Below are 11945 nucleotides of genomic sequence, written 5' to 3' on the forward strand. Positions count from 1 at the left end.
TATCTTTATCTTTATCTTTATCTTTATCTTTATCTTTATCTTTATCTTTATCTTTATCTTTATCTTTATCTTTATCTTTATCTTTATCTTTATCTGTCTTTATCTCTCCTCACCGATCCAGCACCTCCCTCACCTTTTTCAATAGCGCCATCGGCTGGACCGGCTTCATGACCAGGTCGACGGACTCCTCGAACACGCCCCGGGTCTTCATGAAGTCGGCGGTGTAACCGCTGGAGTAGAGCACCCTCGCCTTGGGGTCGATGGTACGAATCTCTTCGAACGCCTCGCGCCCGTTCTTGCCGGGCATGATCACGTCCATCAGGATCAGCGAGATCTCGTCCCGGTGTGCCAAGTATTTCTGCACGCACTCGCTGCCGTCCGCGGCCAGGATGACGTGATAGCCGTACTGCTCCAGTAGCGATTCAACCAGCCTCCTCACCCCTGAATCGTCCTCCGCCAGCAGGATGGTCTCGGACCCCACCTTCGGGATATCGCTCGCGTAGGGGCGCGCCTGTCGCTCCGCTTCCCTTTCGATCAGCGGCAGGTAGATCTTGAAGGCGGTCCCTTCACCCGGCTCGCTGTAGACGTTGATGAACCCCTTGTGCTGCTTGACGATGCCGTAGACGATGGACATGCCGAGCCCGGTCCCCTTGCCGACCACTTTGGTGGAGAAGAAGGGCTCGAAAATCCGCTCCCGGGTCTTTTGGTCCATCCCCTCGCCGGTGTCGGAAACCATCATGCAGGCGTAGCGTCCGGGGCTGCCGTACCCCTGGGAGCGGGCGTACGCCTCGTCGATCTCCTGCACCCCCGTCTCGATGGAGAGTCCGCCGCCCTGGGGCATGGCGTCGCGGGCGTTGGTGGCGAGGTTCATCAGGATCTGCTCCAGTTGGCTTGCATCGGCCCAGACGTTGAGCGCGTCGGGATGCGGATTGAAACGGAGTCGGATGTCCTCGCCGATGATGCGCAACAGGAACTTCTGGATCTGGTTCACCAGCGCGTTCAGGTCGAGCACGCACGGGTTCATGATCTGCCTGCGGCTGAAGGTAAGAAGCCCGCGCGTAAGCTGCGCACCCCTCTCCGAGGCCGCGACGATCTGTTCCACCTGCTCCTTCTGGTGCGGGGTCAGGCTCCCGTCCATCTCCAGGAGGTTCCCGTAGCCGACGATAACAGTCAGGATGTTGTTGAAGTCGTGGGCGATGCCGCCCGCCAGGTGGCCGACCGCCTCCATCTTCTGCGACTGCCTTAACTGCTCGCCCAGGTGTTTCTTTTCGGTCTGATCGCTGATGACGCAAGCCACCCGGATGCTGCCGCTTTTATCCTCGATCGGGTTGTAGGCCACCACCAGTGAGCGCGCCCCCTGCTGAGCCGATTCGGTCTCGATCTCGAAGCTGACCGCCTTTCCTGCCAGGCACTCATCCACCTGCGGCTTAACCTCCGCAAAAAGCTCTTCACCCAGCACCTCCGCCACGGTCCGCCCCACCACATCATCCAGGCTCAGCCCCCGGTACTCCAAGAAGGAGCGGTTGGCCATCCGGTAGCGGTAGTCGCGGTCAATGACGCAGATCTGGTCCTGTGAGCACTCGATCACCTTGCGGTATTCCAGCAGCAGTTCCTCGCTGCGGACGCGGTCGGCGATATGCTGGGCCTGCTGCACGTTCTGGATCGCCATCCGGGAGAGCTGCCCCGCGATCTGGTACAGGGAGCGGCACACCTTCTCGAACTGCTCCCTGGACATTCTTCGAACCCGGGAGAGCGCGTCGCTGTAGCGCACCGGATCGGCCCCTATCTCGTCTGCGTACCGCTCCATGCGCCCGAGGTCGCAGGAGTCGTCCAGCACCTGCCCCACCAGCCAGTTGCCCACGTGGTAGCCGCCTACGTGTATCCCCGCGCCGCCGTCAAGGAGTCCTCCGCTCAGGCAGGGCTGCAGGCAGGGGCCGGACCGGCCCATTCCCACCAGAGCGGCATCGGAGTGCCTGCAGTTGGCAAGCCCAGCCTCGGTGCCGCGTATCACCTCGCAGAGTTCGCAGAAATTGCTGGGGCGGGTAACGGGACGCCCTTGCGCGTCGGTGATGAGGGAAGCGACGCCGTGGGACTCGGCGAAGCTATCCTGTATCGCCTGCAGCTCTTCCAAGTCGAAGAGGTCCTCCACCGTGATCCGGGCCAGGTTCACCATCGGCTCGGTCAGAACCGCCAGCCGGTGCTCCAGAGCGAGCTCCATGCGCTTGCGCTCGGTGATGTCCCTCACCGTGGCGCAGTTGAACTCGGTCCCGTTGTAACTGAAGTAGTTGGAGGTGATCTCCACCGGGACCATCCGGCCGTCCTTCGCCCGATGCGCCGTCTCCAACTGCAGGCTCCCCTTCAGTTTCAACTCTTGCCAGTACCCGTTCCAGACCTCCATCGGGTAGGCAGGGTTCAGCTCGGCTACCGCCATGCGGAAGAACTCCTCCCTGCCGTAGCCGAGCATGGCTGAAGCGGCATGGTTCGCGTACCAGATACTTCCCTGCGGCGTCACCCAATAGACGGCGTCGTTGATGTTCTCAATGGTGAAGTCCTTGAGGTTCAGGTCTTCCAGGTGGCTCATCGCCTCCAGCTCCTGGGCCACCCGCGCGCCGGCGATCTGGAGCACGGTCTCGATGATGGGGAGGTTGGCCAGCGGCCGGCGGCTCAAGATGGCCAGGACCCCGATCGCCTTCCCCTGGCTGTCCCTGAGCGGTACGCCGCCGTACCCCTCCGCCTCCAGATCTTGCAGCATGCGCTGCAGCGGGTACAGCTCCCTGACCCCGCTTGGGTGCAGGCGAGGCGTTTTACCCACCACCTCCTGGCAAGGCGCGCCCAAAAGGTCGTACTCCAGGTCCTCGATCCCGCCGTTGCGCCCTTGGAAACTGCGGGTCCTGATGCGCCCCTTCTCCGCCAACAGCTCCCCGACGAAGGCATAGTCGGTATCGAGGCAGGCGCAGAGGTACTGGCAGATACCGGCAAGGAGCTGGTCCTCGCGCTGGCGGGCGCCGCACTCGTTGATGAAGAAGAGGGTCTCCTCGATTCTCAGGCGATCCTCCGACTGTCGCGCCATCTCCCGGGTCTTGCGGGTCACCTGCCTGCGCAAAAGGACGATGAACGCCGTCGCAGCCCCCCAGATGAGGACGCAGCCGATCAAGGCGGGAAAGAGCCAATGGGGGGTGACGTGGACCGCGGCCGCGCTGCCGTAGGACCAGCGTTTGAGCGCAAGGTGGTAGGGGGAGCCCGCTGCGGCGCGCCAGGCGGCCAGGTACCGGTCCAAGGCGGCGAGCACCTGGTCGTTTTCACCCTTGCCGGCGGCGAGATAGATATCGAAGGGGTTGAAGATGATCCCGGAGGAGGCGAGACCGTACCGGTATTGTTTTGCGGTGCCGAAGGTGTTGTTGACCACGCCGGCGTCCACCTTGCCTGAGGAGACGGCGTCGAAGATCTGCTCGAAGTTGCCGTACTCGACGAAGCGGCAGCTGATGCCGAACTTGTCGATCATGTTGCGGAAGCTCGCGCCGTTGAAGTCGGCCTTCATCACGGCGACGCTCTTCCCCTGGATCTCTTTCAGGTTGCTCAGCTGGGACTGGCGGCGGACGTACAACTCCCCCCACACGGTCAGAAGAGGGGTCTTCGCATAGTCGAGGAACTTGGAGCGCTCGGGGGTCCAGGCGACGGCGGTGAGGAGGTCGACCTCCCCCTTCTTCACGCGGGAGATGCCGTCGGCCCAGTCGCCGTAGAGGTACTCGACCTCCCATCCCTCGCGCCGGGCCACCTCGCCGATCAGGTCCACGAAGATCCCCTGGACCTTCCCATCCTGCTGAAAGATGCCGGGGTAGAAATTGAACGCGCCGACCCGGATGGTGCGCGCCTTGGAGTCCGCGCCCAAAGCCGCGGAGGCGGCTAAAAGCAAGCAAAACGCAGCGAGTAAAAGAGTGAGACGCCTCACCTGTGGACTCCGGATTCCGTGTGCCGCGCCGGCGCAGATTCCGCCGCGGATTGTTTGCCTTAGCTTCCCCGGTTGCCTGCTGCGGGCTCAGCGCAGGCACGCATCGGACCACTCATGGCGCATGCTCCGCCGCCTGCATGATGGCCGGTACGTCCAGAATGAGCGCGACCGAGCCGTCGCCGAGGATAGTGGCCCCGGACATCCCTTCGACCTGCTGGTACATCCGCCCCAGCGATTTGATCACCGTCTGGTGCTCGCCTATCACCCAGTCGACCAAGAGGCCCACCCGCTTTCCCTCCAGCTGGCAGATCACCACCTGCTGAATGTCGGGTGCGTCCCCCGGGATACGGAACATCCTCCTGAGCGGGACGTAGGGGACCAGTTTCTCCCGCACCATCAGGATCTCGCGCCCATGGTTCTTGTCGATATCCCCTTTGGAGTGCAGGATGCACTCGTCCACCATTGAGAGCGGCAAGACGAACCTGTCCTTGCCGATCTGCACCAGGAGGCTTTCGATGATGGCCAGGGTGAGGGGGATCTTCAGCGTGATGCTGGTCCCCTCCGCCGAGCTCTTCACGTCGATGGTGCCGCGCAGCCCCTCGATCGCCTGCTTCACCACGTCCATGCCGACGCCGCGCCCGGAGACGCTGGTGACCTTGGCGGCCGTTGAGAAACCGGGGGCGAAGATGAGGTTCCAGATCTCCTTCTCGGTGAGTTCCGCCGTGGGCTGAATGATCTTGTGCTCCACCGCCTTGGCCCTGATGGCGTCGGCGTTAAGCCCAGCGCCGTCGTCTTTTATGGTGATGAGCACGCTGTCGCCGGAGTGGACCGCGGAGAGCCTGATGGTGCCGGCCCTGGGTTTCCCCTTGGCGGCCCGGGCCTCCGGGGTCTCTATGCCGTGGTCGATGCTGTTGCGTATCACGTGCACCAGCGGATCGTTCAGCTTTTCGATGACGGTCTTGTCGAGCTCCGTCTCCGCCCCTTCGGTGGTAAGCTCGATCTCCTTGCCCAGTTCCGAGGAGAGATCCCTCACCAGCCGCTTGAATTTGGAGAAGGTGGCGCCGATCGGGAGCATCCTGATGTCGAGCGCGTTGTCCCTCAGGTCGTTGGTGAGCCGCTCCACCTCCTCGGCCACCGAGACCAGTTCGGCGTGCTTCTTGAGCTCCTGGGCCACCATGCTGAGCCGCGCCTGCACGGTGACCAGTTCCCCCACCAGGTTGACCAGCACGTCCAGCTTCTCGGCGGCCACCCTGATGCTCGACGCGCCGTCCTGTCCCTGCCCCTGCGACTGCCGCTCCTGGCGCACCTCCTTGACGTGGCGCTGCTCCAAAAGGGCCGAGGTCACCGTTTCGGCATCGACCACCCCCGCTTCCACGGCAAGCTCGCCGAACCTCTTCTGGCGCCCCAGGATCGCCTCCATCTGCTGCGCCGTCATGTCGCCGCGCTCGATGAGGATCTGCCCCAGCTTCTTGTACTCGTCCTGCCTGGAGCCGTCGTCGATCGCGGTAATAGAGATCTCGCAGTCGTCGATGACGAAGATGAAGACGTCTTTGATGGCGTCTTCCCCCGCGGAGGTAGTGAGGATGATGTCCCAGAAAAGGTGGCACTGCTCGGGCTCGAAGCTCTCCAGGGGCTCTATCGAGGAGGCATGCGCCACCACGGTGCAGGGGCCGAGTTCCTGCATCTCGGCGATCAGGGAGAGCGGATTGATCCCGGAGCTGAAGATCCCCGGGGCGGGACGGAACCGGATCCGGTAGGTGACAGCCTCCTGCGCTTCCGGTGCCGGTGCCGGTGCCGCGGCGGGAGCGTGGGAGGAGCCTGCTCCGGCCGAGCCGCCGGGGAGCAGCGCCCGGAAACGCTCGATGACCCGGTCGTTTAGCCCCTGGTCCACCTCAGCTCCGCACTCGGCCGCCTCCAGCATGGCGAGGATGCGGTCCCGCGCCTCCAGGCTCAGGGTGACCAGCTCCTTGCTGACGGCCAGCTCCCCGTTGCGCACCAGGTCGTACACGGTCTCCACGTTGTGGGTGAAGGCCGCGATGTCGTCGAAGCCGAACATGGCCCCGGACCCCTTGATGGTGTGCATGGTACGGAAGACGCGACCGACGATGCCAAGGTCTCCCGGATTCTCCTCCATCTCCAGGAGCGCATCCTCCAGGTCCGCCAGGAGTTCCCTCGCCTCGTCCTTGAAGGCCTGGATAAAATTATCCTGCATGGTCCCCCCCCTTTTGCCGCAGCTTGATGTTCATCTCAGTCATCCGTTTTCCAGACGCAGGTATTGGTCACGTCGTGGGTGCACCCGACGTGGCGCAGCATGCCGGCTTGTTGGGCCACGCGGGATAAATCCTCGGCCTCGGCCCCGGAAACCGTCAGCACACACCCCCGTTCCACCGAGCTTCTGTGCGCGCTGCAGATAAGCTGCAGCCCGGTCACGTCCACCTCCGTCACCCCGGCAAGCTGTATCTCCACCGGCTTTCCCGTCTCGAAAGCCTTCAAGAGACCCGCCTTCAACTCCGACGCCTGACCGATGGTCATAGCCCCGTTGATCGCCACCAGGGTCACATCTTTCTTCTTGGTGATCTTCAGCAACTGGGTAGCCATACTTCTCCCCCTCCTATAGCCTCGTCTCTCGCTTCAGGCGCCCCGGCGTTTCGTGCCTGCCGCCTGGATCTGGTGCTAAAGCTGAATAACCGGCACCCGCTGTCGCATGTCAAGATCGCGAAGGAAGTCCGGCGTCAGTGGAAATCTGTGCTGGCGATGCACCGGCCGGGGGAGCGGCAGCCGCTCCCCCGGCCGGTCGGTTTTAAAACCTTTCGAACTCCGTGTCCTGCTCCGGATCGGACATGGCCAGGTCGTGCCCCATAGCGCGCTTGGTCAAGGGCGTCTGCTTGACCTTAACGGCACCCTTCGAGACGGACTTGGTAAGATGCTTCACCGCCTGATGCGCTCCGGCGGCGGAATTGTCGACCCTGAAGAAGGCTATGGTCGACTGCAGCTGCGCCGACTGGGAAGAGAGCTCCTCCGCCGTGGAGGCCATCTCCTCGCTGGCGGACGCGTTTTGCTGGATCACCTGGTCCAGCTGCTGGATCGCCTTGTTGATCTGCTGCGCGCCGGTGTCCTGTTCCTTGCTGGAGGCGTTGATCTCCTGCACCAGCTCCGCCGTCTTCTGGATGTCTGGGAGGATGCCGGAGAGCATCTCCCCCGCCTTCTCTGCCACCTCGACGCTGGAAACGGAGAGCTCCGAGATCTCCCCCGCCGCCACCTGGCTTCTCTCGGCGAGCTTTCTCACCTCGCTTGCCACCACCGCGAACCCCTTGCCGTGCTCGCCCGCGCGCGCCGCCTCGATGGCCGCGTTCAGGGCCAGCATGTTGGTCTGGCGCGCGATCTCCTCGATGATGGAGATCTTCCCGGCGATGTCCTTCATCGCCTGCACCGTCTCGGCCACCGCTTTCCCCCCTTCCTTCGCGTCCTCGGAGGATTTCACCGCTATCTTCTCGGTCTGCTGGGCGTTGTCCGCGTTCTGCCTGATGTTGGCCGACATCTCCTCCATGGAGGAGGAAGCCTCCTCGGCCGCCGCCGCCTGCTGCGAGGCCCCTTCCGACATGGACTGGGCGTTCGCCGAGAGCTGAACGCTCCCGCTGGCGACGTTGTCCGCCGCCTGCTTCACCTCGGTCACCACCTCGGTGATCTTCCCGACCATGGCCGAGAGCGCCTGGATCAGCTCGTCGTTCCCGGAGCGCTCCTTCAGGGTCACCATCAGGTTCCCGTTGGAGACCTCCTTGGCCGCGTCCGTTATCTTGTTGATCGCCTCGATCAGCACGTTCAGGTTGTTCTTGATCAGGTTGTACTGCCCTTTGGACTCGGCCGTTATGGTCGGGGGCATGTCGCCCTTGGCGATGCGGTCCACGTGGTCGGCCGTCACCATGAGCGGGTTGACGATGTTGGTGACCGTGTCGTTCACCCCTGCCACCAGCTTGTTCCACCCCCCAACGAAGAGCGAGGCGTCGGCCCGCCGGTCGAGCTCTCCGTCCGCCGCAGCCTTGATGATGATGTCCGTCTGCTCCAAAAGCTCGTTCATCATCTTCACCACCGCGTTCAGGTTCTCCTTGATGATGTTGTACTGCCCCTTGTACTCCGTCACGATCGCCGGCGGTATCACGCCTTTTGCTACCTTATCGACATAATCGGCCGTGACCATTAGCGGATTTACGATGTTCGCGACGATGTTGTTCACCCCTACGACAAGTTCCTTCCAGCCGCCGACAAACAGTTCCGGGTTGGCGCGCTCCTCAAGCCTTCCCTCCGCCGCGGCACGCACCACTTTGTCCGCTTCCAAAAGGAGGTTGTTCATGATGTCGATGCAGTTGTTGAGGTTCAGCTTGATCTCGTTGAAGTCGCCGTTGTAGCTGTCGGTGATCCTCGGGGGAATGTCCCCTTTGGAGATGCGATCCACGTACTCCGCCGCCACGTTCAGCGGGCCGATCACCGCGTCCAGCGTCTCGTTCACCCCCTGCACGATTCTGCGGAAGTCCCCCTGGTGCTTCCCGGCGTCGGCGCGGGTGGCTAGCTTTCCGGCGACGGCCGCCTCCGAGAGCATGTTGGCGTCGGCTATCAGCGCCTTCAGGTTCGCCCGCACCTGCTCGATGGTGTCGTTGATAAAGGCCTTCTTCCCCGGGAACTGCTCCAGCGGCGCCTCGAAGTTGCCGCGCCCGAACTCGCCGATGCAGGCCATCGCCTTCTTCTTCACCGCGATGTGGCCGCTCACCATGTTGTTCACCCCGGTCGCCATCTCCCGGTAGACCCCCTGGTAGCTCTCGGCCTCGATCTGCACGTCGATGTCCCCAAGGTCGTGCTGGGCCGACATGTTGTTCATGTCCGAGATCAGCGCGTTCAACGTCTCCACGCACTGGTTCACGTTGTTCTTGATCTCGTTGAAGTCGCCGTTGTAGCTGTCGGTGATACTTGGGGGGATGTCCCCTTTCGAGATCCGGTCCACGTACTCGGCGGCCACGTTCAGCGGCCCGATCACCGCGTCGAGGGTATCGTTCACCCCGCTGACGATCTTCCTGAAGTCCCCTTCGTGCTTCCCGGCGTCGGCGCGGGTGGCAAGCTTTCCGGCGACGGCCGCCTCGGAGAGCATGGCCGCGTCGGCGACCAGCGCCTTGATGGACTCCACCATGGTGTGCATGGCGGCCATCACGCTGTCCCCTTTCTTCCCGGCGAGATCTATGGCGACCGACATGTCACCTTTCGCGACCCGGCTCGCCACCTCGCTCACCTCTTTGGGGTCCGCTCCCAGTTGTCCCTGCACCAGCCTGGTGATGAAGTACCCGAGGGCGACCGCGAGGAGCACCCCGGCCGCGATCAGGGCCAGCATGATGGTGGTGGCGCTCTTGGCAAGGGCGTTGTTGCCGTCGGCGGTCAGCTTCGCCTGGGCGAGCTTGGCATCCACCAGGGCGTCTATAGCTGCCTGCTCCTCCTTGGCAGCCTTGGCGCCCTCCCCCAGCATCAGCGCGTGCGCCTCCTGGGTCCGGTTCGCCTTGGTCAGTTGAACCATCTGGTCCAGCAGCGGGCCGTACACGCCGCGGGTCCGCTTGAACTCGGCGAAGAGCTTGCGTCCCTCTTCGGTCATGATGCTCTTCTCGAACTCGCCGGAGGTCTTGTTGATGTCTTCGCGCAGCTGGATGATGCGGTCGCCGAAGTTTTTGCGGTCGGCGGCACCGGTCGCCGCGACCATATCGCGGATATTGATGCGAATTCTTTGGAAGGAGGTGGAGATGTCCTGGAGCTGGGAAATAGGGATAGTGATCTTTTCGTACAGCTTTCTGTCAGCCTCGTCGATTGCCTTCAGCTTCCAGATGCCTACATAGCCGATGACCGCTGCTATGAGGGCGACGGAGATAAACCCGGTCATCAATTTTGCGCCCAGCTTCAAATTGTGAAACCATGTCATAAATCTCCCCTAGTGCCAGTTAGTACTGCTTCGAAATAGATGCGCGCCCCTCCATCCCCTTTGGGCTGACTTAGCTGATCTATCGGCAGAAATCTCACTGACTGTAGGAGAAATCGTATACAGTGCTCCGTTTTATTCTAAAGGCAAAAACAGCCCCGTCCGATTCAGTGCGGGGCTCGACTCATACAGTAACCCTGCTCGCCAGCACGTGGCGGATGGTCTGCGCTATCATGGCGCCTCCTCCGTAAAGAAGCGGCTCGTCGTGCCCCGAGTAGATCCGGTCGATCCTCTTTCCGCTCAGGATCTGCAGCGCTGCCAGGTATTCATGGGTGAAGCTTCCGCCCGGCGTTCTCACCCGCAGCGGCAGGTCGCCCGAGAACAGGGCGCGCAGGGAAGGGGCGTAGAGGCAGATTGAATCGCTGGAATGCCCGGGCGTATGCAGCACCTCCAGGACATCGTCGCCGGCCTTGACAAACTGCCCCCCCCTGACCGTTTCGTCCACGTCGGGCCCTTCCTGGAAGGCGAAGACCCTGCAGCCATAGGCCTGTTTCAGCGCCGGCACCCCGGCGCCGTGGTCGAAGTGGTTGTGGGTGAGGATCACCTGCTGGACCGGAACCTTGCCGAACCCGGTGGAGATGCTGTCGATCTCCTCGGCGATGTAGCCGTCTATCCCGGGGTCGATCACCGTGTTGACGTCCTCGATGCGGTTCCAGTCCCCGAGGATCAGGTAGGAGTTGCAGCTGTAGGTTCCCTGCCTTTTATGTAACGGGAGGATCTTCACCTAGCCGCCGACCTTCTTGTAAAGTTGGGCGTCCGGCACCACCTGCTCGAAGAGGTGGCTCACCTCCTGCGGCAACTTTTGCGTATTTTCGGTCGCCAGGTACCCGCCTGGAGCGAGGGCCTTGTGGAACATCCTGAAGACCTCGACTCGCTCCTTGTACTGGAAATGGAGCATGACGTTCTTGCAGACCACCAGGCAATAGTCGTTTCCGACCGGTTTGAGGGAGAGGAGGTCGTGGTACTGGAAGGCCACCCTGTCGCGCAGCAGTTGCACCACCCGGTGCTGGCCGGGCTTCTCCGCCGGCTCGAAGTACTTGGAGAAGAGCGGCACCGGGGTGCGCTGCAGTTCCTCGTAGGGGTAGGTGGCAGCCTTGACCACGTCGCCGAAGTTGTTGGCGCTGTCGTAGTCGGTGGCGTCGATGCGGAGGTTCTTGAACCCGAAGGAGTTCATCTTCTCCGCGAAGATCATCGCGATGGTGTAGGTTTCCTGCCCGAGCGCGCAGCCGGCGTCCCAGATCTTGATCCTGCTCCGCCCCGAGGCGTAGGTGATCATGTGGTCGGCGGCGTGTTCGAGCGTCGGTTGGTCCCGCATGAAAAAAGTGAAGGCCATGTGATCTCCTGGTGTGGTTGATAATAATCACATCGGTGCCGTTTACGTTTGCTGAAACTCTTTGATGCGGGCCATGCATTAAATTAAGCCCACACAAAAGCCCCGTCTCCATGGAAACGGGGCTTTCCTTTCAGGGAGGAAAGTCCCCCCTCCCGCCTTCTCCTGGTTCCCAAGCTCCAGCTTGGGAACCCAATGCGGCGCAAAGCTGGAGCTTTGCATCCCCAGGGAAGCACGAGCTTCGGCAGGCCTTGCGTTCCCAAGGTGGACCTTGGGAACGAGATCAATTTACTCCTGGTTGATGGGGGGAACAGGCTCCGCTTAAGGGGGACTGGCTCCGCAAGGTGCCTGTCCCCCTGTCTCCTGACTTTGTCCCCCTGTCTCCAACTGCTTTCCGCTTAAAACCGCTCGAAGTCGCTGTCGTTGTCGGTTTCTTTCAGGACGATGTCGTGTCCCACCGCCTTCTTGGTCTGCACCTTCGGCGGCTGCTTGGTCACCTTCGCCTCGCTCTTCGCCACCGACTTGGTAAGAGGCCTCGATGCCTGCGCATGGGAGACGTCGACCCTGAAGAAGGAGATGGTCGACTGCAGCTGCGCCGACTGGGAGGAGAGTTCCTCCGCGGTGGACGCCATCTCCTCGCTGGCCGAGGCGTTTTGCTG

At 62.3% G+C, this 11945-nt stretch carries 6 protein-coding genes and 2 pseudogenes; all 8 read right to left on the minus strand.

Translation table 11 applies throughout. The features are described 5' to 3' along the window. Window positions 1-109: 109 nt before the first annotated feature. Complete coding sequence (locus K419_RS0118215) at window positions 110-3949, minus strand: PocR ligand-binding domain-containing protein (RefSeq protein WP_026842808.1); 3840 nt, start codon at window positions 3947-3949, stop codon at window positions 110-112. Window positions 3950-4061: 112 nt separating this feature from the next. Beyond that, window positions 4062-6161 carry a chemotaxis protein CheA gene (locus K419_RS0118220; protein WP_026842809.1) on the minus strand — a complete coding sequence of 700 codons (2100 nt, stop codon included), beginning with the start codon at window positions 6159-6161 and terminating at the stop codon, window positions 4062-4064. A 35-nt stretch (window positions 6162-6196) separates the two neighbouring features. Continuing rightward, window positions 6197-6547 (minus strand): STAS domain-containing protein, encoded by a 351-nt coding sequence (locus K419_RS0118225; protein WP_026842810.1) that lies wholly within the window; start codon window positions 6545-6547, stop codon window positions 6197-6199. A 202-nt stretch (window positions 6548-6749) separates the two neighbouring features. Further along, window positions 6750-9323, minus strand: coding sequence for a methyl-accepting chemotaxis protein (locus K419_RS0118230; RefSeq protein WP_455423171.1), 2574 nt, complete (start codon window positions 9321-9323; stop codon window positions 6750-6752). An 81-nt stretch (window positions 9324-9404) separates the two neighbouring features. Then, window positions 9405-9899, minus strand: a pseudogene (locus K419_RS24525) (MCP four helix bundle domain-containing protein); the annotation flags it as partial. A 181-nt stretch (window positions 9900-10080) separates the two neighbouring features. Continuing rightward, window positions 10081-10680 carry an MBL fold metallo-hydrolase gene (locus K419_RS0118235; RefSeq protein WP_026842812.1) on the minus strand — a complete coding sequence of 200 codons (600 nt, stop codon included), beginning with the start codon at window positions 10678-10680 and terminating at the stop codon, window positions 10081-10083. Beyond that, window positions 10681-11289 (minus strand): CheR family methyltransferase, encoded by a 609-nt coding sequence (locus K419_RS0118240; RefSeq protein ID WP_026842813.1) that lies wholly within the window; start codon window positions 11287-11289, stop codon window positions 10681-10683. It abuts the gene before it with no gap. A 395-nt stretch (window positions 11290-11684) separates the two neighbouring features. Next, window positions 11685-11945, minus strand: a pseudogene (locus tag K419_RS23920) (methyl-accepting chemotaxis protein); the annotation flags it as partial.

Source organism: Citrifermentans bremense R1, assembly GCF_000426865.1.
In the GTDB taxonomy this organism is placed as follows: Bacteria; Desulfobacterota; Desulfuromonadia; order Geobacterales; family Geobacteraceae; genus Geomonas; species Geomonas bremensis.

Excerpts from the sequence above, each read along its gene's own strand:
- K419_RS0118220 (WP_026842809.1), bottom strand. The coding sequence starts at position 6,161 with ATGCAGGATAATTTTATCCAGGCCTTCAAGGACGAGGCGAGGGAACTC.
- K419_RS0118225 (WP_026842810.1), bottom strand. The coding sequence starts at position 6,547 with ATGGCTACCCAGTTGCTGAAGATCACCAAGAAGAAAGATGTGACCCTG.
- K419_RS0118230 (WP_455423171.1), bottom strand. The coding sequence starts at position 9,323 with ATGCTGGCCCTGATCGCGGCCGGGGTGCTCCTCGCGGTCGCCCTCGGG.
- K419_RS0118240 (WP_026842813.1), bottom strand. The coding sequence starts at position 11,289 with ATGGCCTTCACTTTTTTCATGCGGGACCAACCGACGCTCGAACACGCC.